This is a genomic window from Pseudolabrys sp. (assembly GCF_050250095.1).
Classification (GTDB): domain Bacteria; phylum Pseudomonadota; class Alphaproteobacteria; order Rhizobiales; family Xanthobacteraceae; genus Pseudolabrys.
On record NZ_JBFWPH010000006.1, the window covers coordinates 179,337 to 197,967 of the forward strand.

Below are 18,631 nucleotides of genomic sequence, written 5' to 3' on the forward strand. Positions count from 1 at the left end.
GGGGTTGGAACCTCATCGTGCCGCGTTTGACGACTTGCCTGCCGTCGCGCCTATTCGCCGCCGCAGCCGCTCTCCTGTTCGGGATCACGATACCCGCCGCCGCGCTCGCGGAAACCGGCACGCCGTGCCGAGTGCCGTTCGACGTCGTGCGGCTCGCTTATCCCCTGGCGCAGGTCCACAAGAAGCTTGACGCGAAACAGCAGGTGACGATCGTCGCCATCGGTTCCTCGTCGACCGCCGGCGCGGGCGCGAGTTCGCTGGACGCGACCTATCCGAGCCGCCTCAAGATCGAGCTGGCGCGCCTCTTTCCCGGCCGCGATTTCAAGGTCGTCAACCGCGGCGTCGGTGGCGAAGAGATCAAGGACATGCTCGCCCGGTTCGACCGTGACGTCGTCGCGGAGAAGCCGGACCTCGTATTGTGGCAACTCGGCACCAACGCGGTGATCCGCGATCATCCACTGTCCGATGAAGGCGTCGCCATTCGCGACGGCATCGCGCGCGCAAAGAGCGTCGGCGCCGACATCGTCCTGATCGACCCGCAGTTCGCGCCGAAGGTCAACGTCAAGGCCGGCGTTACCGAGGCGATCGATCTGATCGGCATCGCCGGCAAGCTTGCCGACGTCGGCGTGTTCCACCGCTACGAACTGATGCGGCGCTGGCGGGTCATCGACGGCATGACCTTCGCCGACTTCATCTCGGAAGACGGTCTGCACATGAACGACTGGAGCTACGCCTGCGTCGCGCGGGCGCTGGCCGTGGCGATCGCGGAAGCGGCGACCAAACGGCCGCCGGTCGCCACCGCGCGCGCCACGACGCGCTAATTTTTACACCGCGTCGAGCGCGGTGACGAGATCCTCCAGCACGTCGTCGGGATGTTCGAGCCCGGCCGAGAATCGCACCAGTCCGTCGCCGATGCCGAGTTCGGCGCGCTGCTCGGGCGTCAGCCGCTGATGCGTCGTCGTCGTCGGATGCGTGATGAGGCTCTTGGCGTCACCGAGATTGTTGGTGATACCGGTGAGTTGCAGCCCGTTGAGGAAGCGGAACGCGCCGGCCTTGCCGCCCTTCACCTCGAACGAGCATAGCGTCGAGCCGGCCTTCATCTGCTTCTTGATGATGTCGGCCTGCGGATGGTCAGACCGGCCCGGATAGATCAGCCGCTCGATCTTCGGATGGCCGGCGAGCTTGTCGGCGACGAAGGCCGCGGTCGCGGTCTGCCGTTCGACGCGCACGGCGAGCGTCTCGAGACCCTTCAGCATGACCCAGGCGTTGAACGGCGACAGCGACGGGCCGGTCTGCCGGATCACCTGATGGACGTGGTCCATGATGAACTTCTCGGAGGCGAGAATGATGCCGCCGAGACAGCGGCCCTGGCCGTCGATGTGCTTGGTCGCGGAGTAGACGACGCAGTCGGCGCCGAGCTTGAGCGGGCTCTGATAAAGCGGCGTCGCGAACACGTTGTCGACGACCAGCTTGGCGCCGGCGGCGTGGGCGATCTTGGCGACTTCGGCGATGTCGACCACCTCCAGCGTCGGGTTGGTCGGCGACTCGAGGAAGAAGGCCTTGGTGTTCTTGGTCACGGCTTTCTTCCAGGAGTCGAGATCGCGGCCGTCCACCAGCGTCGAGGTGACACCGAAGCGGCCGAGCCAGTCTTCGATGACGTAGCGGCAGGAGCCGAACAGCGCCTTGGCGGCGACGATGTGGTCGCCGGCGCGCACCAGACCCATCAGCGCCGTGGTGACGGCGGCCATGCCGGTCGCGGTCGAGCGCGCGGCTTCCGCGCCTTCGAGCGCGGCCATGCGCTGCTCGAACATCGACATGGTGGGATTGGAGTAGCGCGAATAGACATAGCCCGGAATCTTGCCGGAGAAGCGCGCCTCGCAATCCTCGGCGCTGTCGTAAATATAGCCCTGCGTGAGGAACAGCGCCTCCGAGGTCTCCTTGAATTCGGACCTCAGCGTGCCGGCCTGGACGAGCAGGGTTTCGGGGCGGTAATCGCGGCGTTTCGCCGTCGTATCAGAAGAAGCAGGCATGCGACTCTCCAACAAAAAACCGGCCGGAGAAAAGTTCTCGGCCGGGTCCACATGCCCCCGGCCTTTTAGCGATTTATTTAACGTGGCTGCAAGCCGGCCGGCTCAAATGACCACGGGATAAAAATTTTGATACGCCCGGCATCTCTTCCCGTCAAGCGGCGCGTCGGGTTAGATCGCCCACGAAAACGGGATGACCGACGTGACGCTATCGCTTGGCAAGGATGACAGGGGCATTCTGCCGGACCGCATGATCGCGGCGCTGGCGAAGGCCGGTGGCATCGTGCCCACGATGCCGTTTGCGCCGGACCAGATCCAGCCCGCGAGTCTCGATCTGCGGTTGGGCGAGGTCGCTTACCGTGTCCGCGCGAGCTTCCTGCCGGGCCGCACCACAGTCGCCGAGCGCATCGCCGAACTGACGCTGCACGAAATTTCGCTGAGCAAGGGCGCGGTGCTCGAGACGGGCTGCGTCTACATCGTGCCGCTGCTCGAAAGCCTCGCGTTGCCGGACGACATCTCGGCGGCCGCCAATCCGAAAAGCTCGACCGGGCGACTCGACGTCTTCACCCGCGTGATCGCCGACCGCATTCGCGGCTTCGACCAGATCGCCGCCGGCTATCGCGGCCCGCTCTATGCCGAGATCAGTCCGCGCACGTTTCCGGTGCTGGTGCGCAAGGGATCGCGGCTGTCGCAAATCCGCTTCCGCCACGGCCATGCGCTGCTCGACGCCGAAGCGCTGCGCGCGCTGCACGCCAAGGAACGGCTGGTCGACAGTGACGACGCCGACGTGTCGCAGGGTGTCGGCGTCAGCGTCGATCTGTCGGGGCTCGGCCCCGGCGGTCTCGTCGGCTATCGCGCCAAGCGGCACACCGGCTTGATCGACGTCGAATTGCGCAACGGTTACACGGTGCCCGACTACTGGGAGCCCGTGCAGGCGCGGCCGGACAATGCGTTGATCCTCGACCCCGACGAGTTCTACATTCTGGCGTCCAAGGAAGCCGTGCAGGTGCCGCCAGATTACGCCTGCGAGATGGTGCCGTTCGATCCGCTGGTCGGAGAATTCCGTGTCCACTATGCCGGCTTCTTCGATCCGGGCTTCGGCTATGCCGGCGCCGGGGGCAGGGGCGCCCGCGCGGTGCTTGAGGTGCGCTCGCGCGAGGTGCCGTTCATCCTTGAGCACGGGCAGATCGTCGGCCGGCTGGTCTATGAGAAGATGATCGCGCGGCCGGACACACTCTACGGTCAGGGCATCGGCTCCAACTATCAGGCGCAGAGCCTGAAGCTGAGCAAGCATTTCAAGGGTTGAGAAGGAGTGACGATGCCGTGCTTGCGGCGGATGCCGCAGCTTCGGTATTGTGAGCCTGTGCGGGCGTAGTTCAATGGTAGAACGGCAGCTTCCCAAGCTGCATACGAGGGTTCGATTCCCTTCGCCCGCTCCAACACTTAACTGAAATTTGAGGTAGAGTTTTGCAGGCGGTTTTGCAGATTTTGTTCGTCATTTGCCCTCTAGCTTTTTGATCATGGCTTTGAGAGCGGCAGCCCGCCCGACGTACCGGCGAATGATCTTCTCGACCGACTCTTCTTCCCACGCGAGCGTTTCGGCGATCTCGCGCATACTGAAGCCTGCGATGTAAAATTTGGTCGCAGCGGTGCCCCGGAGGTCATTGAAATGCAGGTCCACGGTTGCCATCCCGGCATCAATCTTGGCTTTGTTGAAGGAACTGCCAAAGCCGTCCGGGGTCCATGCCCGTTTTCGGCTGCTGGTAAGGACGGCAGTGGCTCGTTTCGGAATCCGCGCCAGAACGTCTCGCAAAGCACCGTATAGAGGGATAATGGCCTCGCGGCGGTGATTGCTTTTGCTTGTCGCTAGAACGATGGCGTCTTTACCAACGTGTGACCAAGACAGTCGCATCAGATCGCTAAGTCGCAGTCCGGTATTGCTCACGACCTGGCTGTTCGAGCGTAGCAATCACCTTCTGCCGCTCCTTGGTGCCAACAATGCTCTCGGTCAGCAGAAACTGATTGCAATCTATCATTTGCTGAAGTTTTGCAGCGAGCAAGCCGCAGCCGGGCAGTCGAGCCGCAAAGGATTTCTCGACCGCATCCGCCGCTTAGAAGTGCTTAACTACGACAGTTCATTCCGGAGGGTTGCTTCAGAAGCTACCGACATGGATGCCGTGCGCGTGATGACGATCCACGGTAGCAAGGGCTTAGAGTTCCGCGCTGTGCACTTTCCGGCCCTTGCCACCCGCTATATGCCGACCATCCGCCAAGGCGTCCGATGTCCGCCGCCACCGGCGTTGGCACGGCTCTCTGCGCAACCTGACGATCACGACGCTGAGGAGCAATCCCTATTCTTTGTCGGACTCTCGCGAGCACGCGACTTTCTCTTTCTAAGCCGGGCCGAGCGCTACACCACGACAAATGCATCGGCGTCGAAATTCATCCCGGCCATTCAAAGCGCGGTATCGCACAAGACCTATCGGGGGTCAGGCAAAGTCTATACCTCCCCTGTCAAACTGTATCCGCCGGAGGCATCAGAGCGCTATGACGAGCGCGATCTGGCGATCTACATGCAGTGCCCGGCCCGGTACCGGTACATGGTTATCGAGGGCTTGCGGGGTGGCCGCGACGAGTCCGCGTATGTGTCATTCCACCGCTGCGTTTACAGCACCGTGCGTTGGCTCGAGGCTGAGCGTGAGAATGGAAACACAGTGAAAGTTGCCGAAGCGATTGCGCGGCTATCCGCCGAGTGGGAGCAGTCCGGTCCGGTTACGCATCCGTTCGAACCGTATTACCGGCGTGCGGCGGAGGGCATGGTGCGATCTATGGTCGATGCCATCGCCACTGAAGTTGGCCAATATGAACGGGCCGAATGGCAGATCCCACTGGGCCGCCATCAAGTTGTGCTGACGCCAGATCGAGTGCTCATCACGCCGGCCGGCACCGTGCGCGTCCAGCGCGTGCGGACGGGACGGGAAACGAAATCCGAGCCTGATAAGCCGATCTACGCTCTTTTGCGGCAAGGAGCCGTAAATCGTTACGCCGGCAAACAAACGAGCGTGGAAATCTTCTATCTGGCAAACGCAAAAGCGCTTCCGACTGTGGCCAAGAACGACGCTAAAGCGGTCGAGAAGTATACCGACGCAATCGCGGCCATCGAGCAGGGGAACTTTCAGCCCAAGCCCGACGCGCGCGTCTGTCCGAATTGCCCCTGCTACTTCATCTGCAGAGGTTGACTTCCGCTTTTTCCGGCTTCGTCTCGCTTTCTCTTTGAAGGGCCCGTCACCGGCCCCCGTTCAAGGAGATAACGTCTATGTCTACTATCGCACTCTTCGTTCAGGTTCACGGCAAGCCGGGCCTTCACGAACTGGAAATTGCCGAGGCGGCGACGCTCGGCGAACTCCACGCCGCGCTCGAAAAGCTCGGCATCAAGATTGACGCCGAGACATTTGTGTTCGTCGACGAAGCCGAGCAGCACGAAAGCGGCCACCACGACGATCGTCTTCCGCACATCAAGCACGGCTGCCGCGTACATGTCAGCCGCTGTCAGCAGATCGAGACGACCGTGCACTACCTCGACAAGACCGCGAAGCATCGCTTCGCGCCGGGTACCCGCGTTCGTGCCGTGAAGGCGTGGGCCGCGCGGCACTTCCACGTCAGCCCGAAGGATGCCGCCGAGCACGTCCTCCAGCTCTGCGGCTCGACTGAGCGTCCGTCCAGCGATACGCCGCTGCACCAGGTCGTGCACGGCCATGACTGCGCCGTGTGTTTCGACTTCGTACCGGAGAAGCGCGTCGAGGGCTAACCGATGAACGCACCCATCCCCCCCGATCGGCTTATGCTTGAACAAGACCTCGCCGCAGCAGAGTTTCGCTGCGGCGAGGCTGAGGGCCGCTGGCGTCACATCGCTACGCGCTGGCCGCACGTCGTCATCGCGGTCACCGCACCAGAGCGTACGAAAGCGCCGAACGCATTCGCGTTCCGCTTCGAATGCTCCGGCTACCGGCAAACGCCGGTCACGGCGCAGCCTTGGGACGCCGAGCGGAACGCACCTCTGGCACGCGCGGGATGGCCAACCGGTCCGTCGCATGTGTGTGCCGTGTTCCGGCCGGACTGGAAGAACGGCAAATGTCTCTATCTGCCGTGTGACCGTCACTCAATCGACGGCCACGACGAGTGGCGCACCAAATACCCCAGCCGCCTGTGGAAGCCCGCGCGCGGCATCATGTGTTACCTGGAGCAAATCTATGACCTTCTCCATCATAGCGACTATTCGGGCGTGGTGGGCGCCTGAGCACCGCTTGAGCTGTCCCCAGCGGCTCTGGCGGAACATTGTCCATGAGCTCGACCGGCGCGGCGGGCGTCGCCACGAGGCCGGCGCTTTCCTCATCGGGAGCACCTCGCCCGAAGGTCGCCGCGCGATCACGGGCGCGATCTACTACGACGAGCTTGATCCCAAGGCTTACGCGAGCGGCGTCTGCGTCCTACATGGCGATGCCTTCGCAATGCTTTGGGCCACCTGCCGCGCGCGCGGCTGTGCCGTCGTCGCCGACGTTCACACGCATCCCGGCGTCGGCTTTCAGAGCCACTCGGATAGGACCAATCCGATGGTCGCACGGGACGGGCACATTGCGATTATCCTTCCCGATTTCGCGCGCTGGCCCATCATGCCAGACCGCATGGGCATCTACGAATATCGTGGCGATCACAAATGGAGAGACCATAGCCCCAGGCACACCCCCGCGTATTTCTACACCGGCTTTTGGAGCTAGCCATGACCATGCCAATCGATCACACGCGGTTGCATCGCACCGCCAAGTATTTCATGGACAACGGGCGCGCGGGCACGCACGAGGAAGCGATGGCGCTGCTGCGGCGCTTCGGCCTTACTGTCCACGTTGGCCCCGAGATCGCCGCCAGCGTGCCTCATCAGACCGCGCTTCTCACGCTTGTGAATCTCGCGCGCCGCACACTTCTGGGCGGCGTCGAGATTGTCGGGCTCCCCGAGGATACGGTCTGCCTTTCGCCTTTGTCCAAGAGTCCACGTGTGGCCGACGCCGTTCTCGAGTTGGGGGGTGCGCTGTCGCCCGCAGTGCGTCCTGGTTGGCCTAATGCTGTCATCGGCACCGTCCCGCTGCCGCCACGCCCGGCGTGGCGCATGACGTGGGAAGGCTGGCGTGGTGGCGTGGTTCCCGCGCATCAACCGGACCGACTCAACGAAGACGCAGCAATGGCGCTTGCGCCGGTTCTCGCCGCTGCCATTTGTGCAGCTGAAGCGTTCGCGTTCCACTCGGGAGATCATCTCCTTGCCGGCCGGCGCGGGCACGGCCTCTCGCTCTGGCAACCGGGGAAAAATTGGCTAGCGTCCGATGAGACCGAACCTCTCCTTGCTTACCTGCCTTCACGCCTCTGGCTCATTGGCCTTGGCAATCTCGGTCAGGCATTCGCTTGGTTGCTTGCCGCGTTGCCATATACCGAAACGGCGACGGCACAACTCGTACTGCAAGACTTCGACCGTATCGCTTCCTCAAATGACAGCACGTCGTTGCTCTCGTTCATCCGCGACATTGGCCGCCGCAAGGGCCGCGTGGTCGCAGATTGGCTGGAAGCGCGAGGTTTCGAAACATTCATCGAGGAGCGGCGCTTTGGTGAGTGGACACGACGATCTGCCGACGAGCCGGGCGTCGCCTTATGTGGTGTCGATAATGCGCTCGCGCGCGCGGCTCTCGAAGATGCGGGTTTCGACATCGTCATCGAGGCGGGATTGGGCGCTGGCCCGGAGGCTTTTCTGAGTATTGCCATGCACACCTTTCCCGGTGCACGCCGCGCGAAGGAAATGTGGTCCCGGCAGGTCGGCGAAGGCTCGAAAAGCTTCGAAAACATGCCTGCCTATCAGCGTCTCAAAGATGCTGGCATGGAATCCTGCGGCCTGACACAGCTTGCGTCGCGCACAGTCGGAGTACCATTCGTCGGGCTGATCGCCGGATGTCTTGTAATCTCCGAGCTTCTTCGCCGGTTGCACGGCGGCACTGCGCTGGAATTTGCGACGGGTTCGGTTTCGGCCTTGCAAGATATCGAAACTGGTAGTGCCGCTGTTGCGCCATACGCCTACGGACACGTCGCAATTGGATAGTCCACGCCAAAAGCCTGAACCGTTATCCGTGATTTGGTTGAGCGGTAGGATTAGAACCCGCGCCCCCCAAATCGCCCAGGCTGAGCAGACGGCCGCTCTATATGGCGATCTGATCTGTATGAGTCATGAACAAAGTAGCAATTGTTCATGAGTCCAATAGTTCTAATCTCGTATTCGAGATCGTTTATACAGTGTCTCGATACTAGCTATCTGGCTTTATACTGTTCAAATTGTGCGGCAGCTTCATGAGCGGCGAGCGAGCAGCCGAAGTGCGTTGGCGGTAACGAGCACAGTAGCGCCGGTATCGGCGAGAATGGCCATCCAGAGCGTGGTGACGCCGAAGAGAGTGGTGATGAGAAACACCGATTTGAGGCCGAGCGCGATGGTGATGTTTTGCCAAATATTCACGAGTGTAGCGCGGGACAGCGCGATCATTTCGGCGACGCCGGTCACGCGGCTTTTCAGCAGGGCGGCGTCAGCGGTTTCGAGTGCCACGTCGGTGCCGCCGCCCATGGCTATGCCGATGGAGGCTGCCGCCAGCGCCGGCGCGTCGTTGATGCCGTCGCCAACCATGGCGATTGGCCCCGTTTCCCGCAGCCGGCCGATTTCGGCGAGCTTGGCGTCGGGCAGAAGTTCAGCCTGTACCTCCATGCCTAGCTGCCCGGCGATCGCATTGCCTGTGCGCCGGTTGTCGCCTGTCAGCATCACGGCGCGGATGCCGCGTTCCGTCAGCCGCTCGATGCCTTCGGCGGCATCCTCGCGCGGCTCGTCGCGGAGCGCGATAAGTCCCTCAATGGTCTTGTCGGCCAAGACCGCCACGACGGTTTTGCCCTGATTTTCGAGCGTGGTGATCGTCTCGGCGACATCGGGAGCGATTGCCGTCACCTCGGCCGCGTAACGCGGCGAGCCGACCGAGACGAAACCGTCTTTCAGGCGCGCCGTCACGGCTTTACCAGGAGTTGCGGTGCTGCCGCCGAACGTCGCCGGCAATTCCAGCGCGCGCGCTGCCGCGGCTTCGGCGATGGCGACGCCGAGTGGATGGCTGGTGTTGCGTTCGACCGCGGCCGCTCTTGCGAGAACCATGGTCTCGTCAGCCGAGAGCGCCACGACATCCGTGACCTGTGGACGGCCGCGCGTCAGCGTTCCGGTTTTGTCGAAAGCAACGGTCCGCACCTTGCCGAGCGTTTCCAGCGCGCTGCCGCCTTTAATGAGCAATCCATGTCGCGCGCCGACGGCGAGGCCGGATGCAATCGCGGCGGGAGTGGAAATGACAAGCGCACAGGGACAAGCGATAAGCAGCACCGCGAGCCCGCGATAAATCCATGTCATCCAGTCACCGTCGAACGCCAGGGGGGGAATGACGATGATGAAGAGCGCCATCAGCATTGCCAAGGGCGTATACCAGCGGCTAAAGCGGTCGATCATGCGGGCGGTCGGTGCCTTGGACTCCTGCGCCTGCTCAACCATGTGGATGATGCGGGCAATCGTGTTGTCGGCTGCAACGCGGCTGATCCGGACCCGAAGTTCTCCATTAGCATTGATGCTGCCGGCATAGACCTGTGCGCCGGCTTCTTTGAGCGCCGGCACGGATTCGCCGGTCACCGGGGCTTCATCGACCTCGGAGACGCCGTCGATGATCTCGCCGTCGGAGGGAATACGGTCGCCCGGCCGCACGACCGCGATGTCGCCAACCTTGAGATCCTCGGCAGCGATTTTCTCCACTGCGCCGTCGCGCTCGCGCAGCGCCATCCGCGGCACGAGGCCGATCAAGGCTTCGACGCCGGCCCGCGCACGGCCGGCCGCGACCGTCTCCAGAAGCTCGCCGACCGCGAACAGGAAGATGACGACGGCGGCTTCCTCGGCCTCGCCAATGGCGACTGCCCCGAGTGCCGCGACCGTCATCAGGGTTTCAATGGTAAAGGGCGAGCCGGACATCGCGCCGGCGAGCGCGCGCCGCGCGAAGGGGAGTGCGCCGGCAAGGGCCGCCGCCGAATAAAGCCAGCGTTCCCACTCGGGCAGTAACTGCGCAAGCAGGAACGCGAGCACAAACAACGCGCCAGTCCCAAGCACTAGCCGGCCCTTGGTTCCGCGCCACCAGGGTTGCCGGTCCCGGTTGCTCGGGAGGCTTGCGGACGGCGCCGGCGCACCGGCGGGCGTATAGCCCAGCGCCCTGATGCTTTTCTCGATCGTTTGCGGAGACGTTCGGTCTTCATCGAACTGAAGAGCAAGCGTGCCGGCCGTATAGCTGACATTGATGTCGCTCACGCCGGGAAGGCGCTGCATCGCGTTTTCGATCTTGAGAGCGCAGGCGGCGCAGTCCATGCCTTCGATGCGCAGCTTGTAGGGAATGGCGGCCGCCATAAGATTACCTCGACAGGTTTGATGCAGCGCCCGGGAAGCCCCCTGTCGTAACGACGGACGCGAGGGAGTGGCGCGAGATTACATCGGTATTGGCAAGTTCAGACAGCGAGCAGCCTTTCAACTGGCGCGGCCATGGCCGTGCCGATGGTGCAGATCGGGATAGTGAGGGTGCCGATGTGTCAGTGGTTCGTGCCGGTGCCAGTGACTGTGCGGCTCGCCCGGAGGTGCGTCCGGTCCATGGTGATGCTGATGGTGTTCATCGTGGTAGTGACGGTGCTCATGCTCCATCGCTTCATGCGTGTGTTCATGGTCGTGCCGTTCGGACAGATGCAGCCATAATCCAACGCCCATCAATGCGCCGGCGATGACCAGCGTGAACGTGAAGGGTTCACCGAGCATCATCACGGCGAGAATCGCACCGACAAAAGGGGCGAGCGAAAAATAAGCGCCGGTCCGCGCTGTTCCAAGATGCCGGAGCGCGGCGACGAACAGGGCAAGGCTGACACCATAGCCGAGGAATCCGATCAAGCCCGCAGTCAGCGCCGTGTTTGCCGGCGGAAGGCTAACGCCGTGTCCCATGGCGATCACGAGGTTGAATGCACCTGCGATCAGCCCCTTCAGCATCGCGATCTGCACCGGATCGCTCGACGACAGTTTGCGGGTCAGGTTGTTGTCAATGCCCCAGCAGAGGCATGCGCCGGCGATCAGCAGCACCCCCCAATGAAACGAGGCCTGTCCTGTCCAGGACAGCACAACAGCGCCGGCGACCATGGCGCCCGCGCCCGCGAGAAGCCGTCGATCGACATTTTCGCGGAACACGACCCATGCGATCGCCATCGTCGCGAGGCCTTCGAGGTTAAGAAGCAAGGCGGCCGTTGCCGCATCGGTCGCGGCGAGTCCGAACATCAGTAAAACGGGTCCGAGTGCGCCACCCGTGAGGACAATCATCATAATCCAGGGAATGTCCGCGCGACGAAGCGGAGCTTCGGTAACCGGCAGCCGCAGAAGCGTCCGCGAGGCATGAATGCTCGCGAGTCCGATTCCGGCGCTGAGATAGAGAATACCGGCCATCATCCACGGATCGACCGTTCCTAGAAGCAGCTTGGCGAAGGGCGTGCTGGCCCCGAATAGGAGCGCCGACAGCAACGCCAAAAGGATACCGTTGTGGATCATCTCAACTCGCGTGGTTCATTTGGCGCGTCGGGTCTCCTGAGCCTGCAGAACCGAAAGCTAATCACGGCCGTTATCTATTGGCTTTTAAGCCCGAGTCTCCGTTTGTCACGATCGAGATGCCGCATACGCAGCGAATGATCTAAATCATGTGTTTTGATGACATTTCGTACGAATTTCAGGACATAGCTCCGGCACCAGCCGGCGATTTGCGAGTATCGGTAATCCTGCGTCGGGACGACTTTATGAAACTCACGTTGTGCTTCGTGGCGAGCATCCTCGGCCGCCTTTTTAAGGACGGTCAGTGCGTCCGCCTTGCTGAGTGACATGATAGCCTCGTTTTTGACGTGCTCGGCGTATTGAATCGGATTCCCGCGCGGCCCACTTGAATCTGTCAGAAACCACGGATCGTCCCGAGCGCAGAGCATCGTCAATGTCATCGCCACATAGGCGGGACGTACGAACTCGGCGACGGGTTTGAGGTCGCCGGCCAGTGATGGCGACGATAGAACGGTCAGCATGACGCTCGCGACGATCGCGCAAGTGGCCGCTCTTGTTGTCATTGCGGGAACGCCGTCAACGGGGACGCCAATCCGAGGGCACGCGTCACGGCATTTTCCCCTGCGCGAGCGGGAGGTCGTCACCACGCACGACAGCCTTCGGTTTATCCCTTCGGAGTAGGACATAGAGTGCCGGCAGGACGAGGAGCGTCAGGATTGCCGACGAGATAATTCCGCCGATGACGACCGTCGCAAGTGGACGCTGCACCTCTGCGCCGGGGCCGGTGGCAATCGCCATCGGCACGAAACCAAGCGGTGCGACCAACGAAGTCATCAGCACGGCCCGCAGACGCATCAAGGCGCCTTCTCGAACCGCCTCGGCCAGCGGTCGTCCCTGTTCGCGCAGGCCTTGGATGGCGGCGATGATGATGAGGCCGTTGAGAACGGCGACGCCGGACAGTGTAATGAAGCCGACGCCGGCGCTGATCGATAACGGAATATCGCGCAAGGCCAGGGCGGCGATGCCTCCGGTCAAGGCGAGCGGGACGCCGCTGAAGACCAGCAGCGAATCGAACGCCGATCCAAGACTCATGAACAGTAGGACGAAGATCAGCAGCAGGGCAATCGGCACCACGATCGCCAGCCGCTGTGAGGCGGACGCGAGCTGCTCGAACTGGCCGCCCCAGCCGACCCAGTAACCCGCCGGCATTTTCACCTGCGCGGCGATCTTTTGCTGCGCTTCGGCGACAAAGGAGCCGAGGTCGCGTCCGCGAACGTTGGCGCTGACCACAATCCGCCGCTTGCCGTTTTCACGACTGATCTGGTTCGGACCGGGCGCGATCTCAATCTGCGCGAGCGATGAAAGTGGGACATAACGCGCCTGAGCAAGCGGCGAACTCGCCCAAACCGTGCGGACGGTCTTTGCCTGCGCCTGCACTTGCGTCTCCGGAATGGGAATCGGCAGGCCTTTGATGGCGTCGATATCGACGCGCAGATGTTCGGGCAGCCGAACGACGATATTGAAGTGCCGGTCGCCTTCGAAAACGCTTCCCTGTTCCTTACCTCCAATGGCGATTTCGACGATTTCCTGCATTTCTGCGACGCTGATGCCGTATCGCGCGAGCGCGGCGCGATCGAGCTTGACGGTCAGCATCGGCAGGCCTGACACCTGCTCGGTCTTGACGTCGGCGGCACCGGCTACGGTCTGCAGTGTGGTCTGAACCTGTCCCGCGATGGTCTGTAGCGTGTCGAGGTCGTCCCCGAAAATTTTGACGCCAACATCGCTGCGCACGCCTGAGATCAGTTCGTTGAACCGCAACTCGATCGGTTGGGACAGCTCGTAACTGCTTCCCGGAATCTCGACGGCGGCTTTTTCGATTTCAGCCACCAGATCGCGCTTAGACTTCCGCGGGTTAGGCCACTGATCGCGTGGCTTGAGCATCACGTAGCCGTCCGAGATCGACGGTGGCATGGCATCCGTCGCCACTTCGGCGGTTCCGGTCCGGGCGAAGGCTTCCTTGACCTCGGGGATTTTGACCAGCCGTTTCTCGAGCGCCGACTGCATCTCGAGGGATTGACTGAGGCTCGTCCCCGGAACGCGCAACGCCTGGAGCGCGGCGTCGCCTTCGTCGAGGCTTGGAATGAACTCCGTGCCCATTCGCGAGGCGATGAAGCCGGTCGCAATGACGAGCACGATTGAGGTGGCGACCGCAATGACGCGATTACGGATAGCGAGGTCGAGCAGCGGGATATAGCCCTTGCGCGCCGCCCGCATCAGCCAGTTCTCGTGTTCGGATACGCGGCCGGTGACCAGAATCGCGATGGCGGCCGGCAGGAAGGTGATGGAGAGGATTGCGGCGCCGGCCAGGATCATCAGGACGGTGATCGCCATCGGCGTGAACATTTTGCCTTCGACGCCGGTCAGCGTGAGGATCGGTAGATAAACCACGGCGATGATGACCATGCCGAACAATGCGGGTCGGACGACCTCGCGCGCGCCGCTCAGGATCGCCTCGAACCGTTCTGGTGCCGTCAAAAGCCGGCCCTTGCGGTGCTGTTCGGCGGCGAGAAGGGCAAGGCAATTTTCGACGATGATGACGGCACCGTCGATGATGATGCCGAAGTCGATCGCGCCGAGGCTCATGAGATTGGCGCTGACCTGGTACTCGACCATGCCGGTCATGGTGAAGAGCATCGAGAGCGGAATGATGCATGCGGTTGCGACCGCTGCGCGAATATTGCCAAGGAAAAGAAACAGGATGACGACAACGAGAACCGCGCCCTCGACGAGATTTTTCTCCACGGTTGCGATGGTGGCCTCGACGAGATGGGTGCGGTCGTAGATCGCTCGCGCGACGACGCCCTCGGGAAGTGAGCGTGCGATTTCGTCGAGCTTGCCGGCCACGCGCTGGGCGACGGTGCGGCTGTTCTCGCCGATCAGGAGCATGGCCGTGCCGAGCACGGTCTCCTCGCCGTTGAGGGTTGCCGCGCCGGTTCGCAGTTCCCGGCCTTCGCGCACGTCGGCGACGTCGCCGATGCGAACTGCAACGCCGCCGCGCGTGCTGATCAGGATGTCGCGAATTTCCTGGAGGGATGCGACCTGTCCGGGGGTGCGGACCAGATACTGCTCGCCGTTGCGCTCGATATAACCGGCGCCGACATTGGCGTTGTTGGCAGCGAGCGCCGTCATCACGTCGCGGAACGACAGCTTGTAGGCCAGCAGCCGTGCCGGGTTCGGTAGGACGTGAAACTGTTTCTCGAAGCCGCCTATCGAATTGACCTCGACGACGCCGGGCACAGTGCGCAATTGTGGCTTGACGATCCAGTCCTGGATCGTGCGCAGTTCGGTTGGAGTGTAAGGCTCGCCGCGGCTATTGCGCGCGTCCGGCTTGGCCTCCACGGCATACATGTAGATTTCGCCGAGCCCGGTCGAGATCGGCCCCATCGACGTTTCGATGCCGGACGGCAGCTGGTCTTTGACTTGCTGGATACGCTCGTTGACGAGTTGGCGAGCGAAGTAGATGTCGGTGCCGTCCTTAAAGACCACCGTGATCTGGCTTAGGCCATATCGTGACATCGAGCGTGTGTAATCGAGACGGGGCAAGCCGCCCATCGCAGTCTCGATTGGGAAGGTGATCCGCTGCTCGACCTCGAGCGGCGAGTAGCCCGGCGCCGACGAATTGATCTGCACCTGCACGTTGGTGATATCGGGTACGGCGTCGATTGGCAGCCGCGTGAAGTTCCAGATGCCGAACGCCGCCATCGCCGCGACGGCGATCATGACAAGCCAGCGTTGCCGGATCGAAAAGGCGAGAATCGCGTCGATCATTGCTGGTGTCCGCCTGGCTGACCTATTGCTTGGCGAATTCGGAGGAATGAACCGGCATCCGTCGAGAAGATGACGCCGTCGCCCTTGCGACCGGTCCATGCCGCTTCCGCAATTTTTTGCCGAACGGTTTCCGCCGCATCGGCGCGGCATACGAGCTGAATTTGCAGAAAGCGGAGATAGGTCAGGTCGGATTCTGTCGCTTCATATGAGCCGCCGCTCCCGTAGCCGCGCCCCTGGCCTCGAACCTCCGAAACGAAGAAGCCGGGAAACTCGGGAAGGTCGTGCAGCGGATGGATGACCCGCGCTTCCATGCGAGGTCTGACAAAGGCTGTTATGACCGTCATGGCTGGTTCAGTGCTCATGGCTCGCGCTCCCTTTCGCCAACTCGGCCTTGATGACGAAGCTGTTGTCGGCGGCATAAACGTCGCCGGCCTGTAGCCCGGATGTGACCTCGACGTGGTCCTGATCGCGGTCGCCAATCACGATATTGCGCGGTTCGAACCGCTCGCCCTCGCGGACGAAAACCACCGTTCGGTTCTCAAATGTCTGAATTGCGCTCGACTTGACCGCGATGCCGACCGGCTTCTGACGCAGCGAAACCCGGCCCGTCACGAATAGGCCGGCGCGCAGCCGCTGTCCGTCATTGGCGACCACCGCCCTTGCCAGCGCGCTTTGCGTATCGCTGTTCCCGACCGGCGAGATGTAGGCGAGCGTGGTTTCGATCTTCGGTCCGCCGTCCTCCGGGTCGACGAGAACGGTATCGCCGGTGCGAATCCGGTTTAGGTCGTGCCGATAGATCGAAAAATCGACCCAGATGCTGGACAGGTCGGCGATCGTGAACGCAACTTTTTGCTCGCCGACATACTCCCCGAGGGCGATCTGCCGGTCGATGATCGTGCCGGCAAGCGGCGCGACGAGATCATAGACGGTGAGGCTCTGGTTGCTTTCCACGCGGGCCAGCACGTCATTCTTGCCAACCCGATCGCCGACCTTGCCACGCACGTCCTTGACGATGCCCGGAAAGCGCGGCGTCACCTGAACGAGCTTTTCCTGGTTCGGCTGCAGGATGCCGTTGATGACAAGGGTGTCGTGCAGAACGGTGGGGGCGGCCTTCTCAAGCCTGATCCGAGCGGCCTCGATTTTTGCAACGGACAGTTCGACGCCCTCCTTGCCGTGTTCGTCGCCGTCGCCCTTGCTGTCGCCGTCCTTGTGCTCGTCCTTGTGGCCGGCTTCGTCGTCTTTATGCCCTGCATGTTCGGCATGCTCGGCGGATTGCGTGTTGCTGGCGGACGGCGCGCGCCAATAGACGGCGGCCCCGACGGCCAGCACGACGACGAGTGCCGTCGCAGTCAGAATGATGCGTTTCATTGGCCTCTCACACGGGTGATGCCGAGCGAGATGCCCGTCAGCCCCTGGATAGTTGCAACCGAGGTATGGAAGATGACGAGGGCTTCTTGCTCGCGCTGCGCCACCTGCGCGGCGGTGCCGAGTGAATCGAGCACGTCGAGCAGCGCGAACCGGCCCTGGCTGTAGCCGCTTTCGATGGTGTCGAGCGCGCGACGCGCATTCGGAAGCGCCGAGCCGCGGAGCACTTCGATCTCGCGCAGCGCGCCGGCTTGGCTGTCATAGGCTTTCGCGAGGGTCAGGATCAGAGCGGCCCGGCTGCCGTCGCGCTCGGCTTCGACCTTGGCGCGCTCCTCGCGCGCCGCCGCGACATTGCCGAGGTTCTGGTCCCACACCGGAATCGGGATCGATGCACCGACGCGGAACGCCTGATTGTTACGCGAGCCGGCGCCGGGCTCGCCGGGCTCGCGTATCAGTTTCCAGGCAAGCTCCAGTTTGAGGTCGGGGACGCTCTTGAGCCGCGCCGACAGAAGCTCGGCGTCCTTTTGCGCGCGCACGGCCGTCCAACGGGCCAGTTGCGGGTTGCCGTCGATCTGACGGAGCAGGGCTGAAAATGCCGGCAAACGGCCAACTTGCGACAGGTTGCCGCTCACATAAGAAAAGTCGACCCGGGAGGAGCCCATCAGCACAGCGAGTTCGCGGCGGGCAATGGCGAGGGCCGTGCGCGCGCGTTCGCGTTCCGCGCGCACGAGATCGGAGGCGACCTGAACGCGCGCGATCTCGCCCGGCGACGACGCGCCGGCATCGATGCGCCGCTGCAGCAGCGGTGCGAGCCGGTCGAGCGCCGTGATCTGTTCGTCGAAAATCTGGACTTTACGCTGGGCGCCAAGGACGTCGAAAAAAGCAACGGCGGTATCCGAGAGAATTTCGAGCCGGGTCGCCTCGCGTTGCCAGCGCGCGCTTTGCAACTCGGCTGCGCCGGCGGCGATCCGCGCGCCGCGTTTGCCGCCAAGCTCGATCAGTTGGCCGATCCCGATCGTCTTTTCAGCGGAATCGAAGCCGCGAAAGCTCTCCGTTCCGAAGGCGTTGTCGAGTTCAAACGACAGTTCCGGATTGGGAATGGCCCCGGCCTGAATATGCTTGCCCGCGGCGATCCCGATATCCCTGTCAGCCGCAGCAAGCTTGGGATTGGAAGTGACCGCGCGGTGAAGCGCACGTTCGAGCGTCAAACCGGTGAGTTTGTCGGCTGCAAAGCACGTCGTGATCGGACCTGCGGCCAGAAGCGCAAGCGCAAGAAGCGCAGTACGTTGAAAGCACATCGTCTCGTACCTGAACTGAAAATGCAGCCCGGACGCCGGCAGGCATGCCGGGCGTCACGTTCGGTCGTTCAGATCGAGAATCGGGGAGGAGGAGTTTCGATGCCGGGCGGAGACGGCACGATGTCTGCCGGCGGGAGCCATGCGACACGGTCCGCGCTGCCGTTCCAGGTCAGCGAAGCCGTCGCGGGCGTGAAAATCGCGATGAGCGTGCAGGCGAAGCAGTGCTCGACAGTCGGAAGGCTCTTCTTGGAGGACAACGGCTCCTTGCCTGACGTATTCTGGTCAATCTGCACAACGATCGTTGAGCGGGACTGATTCAGGTGAGACATCGAATCCGCGAAAGTCACGAACAAGAATGCACATGCGCAGATCATAGTAATGCTCCGGCGCAAGGCCGGAGAACGCAGACCCGAAAGAAGCGATCGCACCGCGCTTTTGAGCATTCG

17 protein-coding genes, 1 tRNA gene and 1 riboswitch are annotated in these 18,631 nt (G+C 62.6%); of the genes, 9 read left to right on the forward strand and 9 right to left on the reverse strand.

The features are described 5' to 3' along the window. Window positions 1-17: 17 nt before the first annotated feature. Complete coding sequence (locus AB7F10_RS17545; RefSeq protein WP_428563113.1) at window positions 18-821, forward strand: SGNH/GDSL hydrolase family protein; 804 nt, start codon at window positions 18-20, stop codon at window positions 819-821. A gap of 3 nt (window positions 822-824) precedes the next feature. Here AB7F10_RS17545 and AB7F10_RS17550 read toward each other — a convergent pair whose 3' ends face one another. Next, a complete protein-coding gene (locus AB7F10_RS17550; RefSeq protein ID WP_428563111.1) occupies window positions 825-2,030 on the reverse strand; it encodes an O-succinylhomoserine sulfhydrylase in 1,206 nt (401 codons plus the stop codon). A 45-nt stretch (window positions 2,031-2,075) separates the two neighbouring features. Further along, window positions 2,076-2,154, reverse strand: a riboswitch (SAM riboswitch). Between the two features lie 66 nt (window positions 2,155-2,220). Here AB7F10_RS17550 and AB7F10_RS17555 point away from each other — a divergent pair. Continuing rightward, entirely contained in the window at window positions 2,221-3,333 is a 1,113-nt protein-coding gene (locus AB7F10_RS17555) for a 2'-deoxycytidine 5'-triphosphate deaminase (protein ID WP_428563109.1), read from the forward strand. Between the two features lie 59 nt (window positions 3,334-3,392). Further along, window positions 3,393-3,466: transfer RNA gene (locus AB7F10_RS17560), tRNA-Gly, on the forward strand. 56 nt (window positions 3,467-3,522) lie between these two features. On the opposite strand, the gene AB7F10_RS17565 is transcribed toward AB7F10_RS17560, so the two are convergent. After that, entirely contained in the window at window positions 3,523-3,972 is a 450-nt protein-coding gene (locus tag AB7F10_RS17565; RefSeq protein ID WP_428563107.1) for a tyrosine-type recombinase/integrase, read from the reverse strand. Here AB7F10_RS17565 and AB7F10_RS17570 point away from each other — a divergent pair. From AB7F10_RS17570 to AB7F10_RS17590, 5 genes are all read left to right on the forward strand, one after another. After that, a complete protein-coding gene (locus AB7F10_RS17570) occupies window positions 3,965-5,266 on the forward strand; it encodes a 3'-5' exonuclease (protein ID WP_428563105.1) in 1,302 nt (433 codons plus the stop codon). The genes AB7F10_RS17565 and AB7F10_RS17570 overlap by 8 nt on opposite strands. A 77-nt stretch (window positions 5,267-5,343) precedes the next feature. Further along, complete coding sequence (locus AB7F10_RS17575) at window positions 5,344-5,835, forward strand: hypothetical protein (RefSeq protein WP_428563103.1); 492 nt, start codon at window positions 5,344-5,346, stop codon at window positions 5,833-5,835. A gap of 3 nt (window positions 5,836-5,838) precedes the next feature. Beyond that, window positions 5,839-6,324, forward strand: a complete 486-nt coding sequence (locus AB7F10_RS17580) for a DUF7665 family protein (RefSeq protein WP_428563101.1) — start codon at window positions 5,839-5,841, stop codon at window positions 6,322-6,324. Next, the gene (locus AB7F10_RS17585; RefSeq protein ID WP_428563099.1) at window positions 6,278-6,802 is read left to right on the forward strand and encodes a hypothetical protein; all 525 of its coding nucleotides are present in this window, start codon (window positions 6,278-6,280) and stop codon (window positions 6,800-6,802) included. Before AB7F10_RS17580 ends, AB7F10_RS17585 begins: the two co-directional genes overlap by 47 nt. Before the next feature lie 2 nt (window positions 6,803-6,804). After that, complete coding sequence (locus AB7F10_RS17590) at window positions 6,805-8,163, forward strand: hypothetical protein (RefSeq protein WP_428563097.1); 1,359 nt, start codon at window positions 6,805-6,807, stop codon at window positions 8,161-8,163. Window positions 8,164-8,406: 243 nt separating this feature from the next. On the opposite strand, the gene AB7F10_RS17595 is transcribed toward AB7F10_RS17590, so the two are convergent. The 7 genes from AB7F10_RS17595 to AB7F10_RS17625 form a co-directional block, all read right to left on the reverse strand. Beyond that, entirely contained in the window at window positions 8,407-10,524 is a 2,118-nt protein-coding gene (locus AB7F10_RS17595) for a heavy metal translocating P-type ATPase (RefSeq protein WP_428563095.1), read from the reverse strand. Window positions 10,525-10,641: 117 nt separating this feature from the next. Further along, window positions 10,642-11,697, reverse strand: a complete 1,056-nt coding sequence (locus tag AB7F10_RS17600; protein ID WP_428563093.1) for a DMT family transporter — start codon at window positions 11,695-11,697, stop codon at window positions 10,642-10,644. 74 nt (window positions 11,698-11,771) lie between these two features. Beyond that, entirely contained in the window at window positions 11,772-12,257 is a 486-nt protein-coding gene (locus AB7F10_RS17605; protein WP_428563091.1) for a hypothetical protein, read from the reverse strand. A 43-nt stretch (window positions 12,258-12,300) separates the two neighbouring features. Further along, window positions 12,301-15,522, reverse strand: coding sequence for an efflux RND transporter permease subunit (locus AB7F10_RS17610; protein ID WP_428563089.1), 3,222 nt, complete (start codon window positions 15,520-15,522; stop codon window positions 12,301-12,303). Then, complete coding sequence (locus tag AB7F10_RS17615; protein ID WP_428563087.1) at window positions 15,519-15,884, reverse strand: P-II family nitrogen regulator; 366 nt, start codon at window positions 15,882-15,884, stop codon at window positions 15,519-15,521. The genes AB7F10_RS17610 and AB7F10_RS17615 overlap by 4 nt, the downstream gene beginning before the upstream one ends. Further along, window positions 15,874-16,890 (reverse strand): divalent metal ion exporter adaptor subunit IhpB, encoded by a 1,017-nt coding sequence (gene ihpB / locus AB7F10_RS17620; protein WP_428563085.1) that lies wholly within the window; start codon window positions 16,888-16,890, stop codon window positions 15,874-15,876. The genes AB7F10_RS17615 and ihpB overlap by 11 nt, the downstream gene beginning before the upstream one ends. After that, the gene (locus AB7F10_RS17625; RefSeq protein ID WP_428563083.1) at window positions 16,887-18,185 is read right to left on the reverse strand and encodes a TolC family protein; all 1,299 of its coding nucleotides are present in this window, start codon (window positions 18,183-18,185) and stop codon (window positions 16,887-16,889) included. Before AB7F10_RS17625 ends, ihpB begins: the two co-directional genes overlap by 4 nt. Here AB7F10_RS17625 and AB7F10_RS17630 point away from each other — a divergent pair. Beyond that, a complete protein-coding gene (locus AB7F10_RS17630; RefSeq protein WP_428563461.1) occupies window positions 18,072-18,500 on the forward strand; it encodes a hypothetical protein in 429 nt (142 codons plus the stop codon). The genes AB7F10_RS17625 and AB7F10_RS17630 overlap by 114 nt on opposite strands. The last annotated feature ends 131 nt before the right edge of the window (window positions 18,501-18,631 follow it).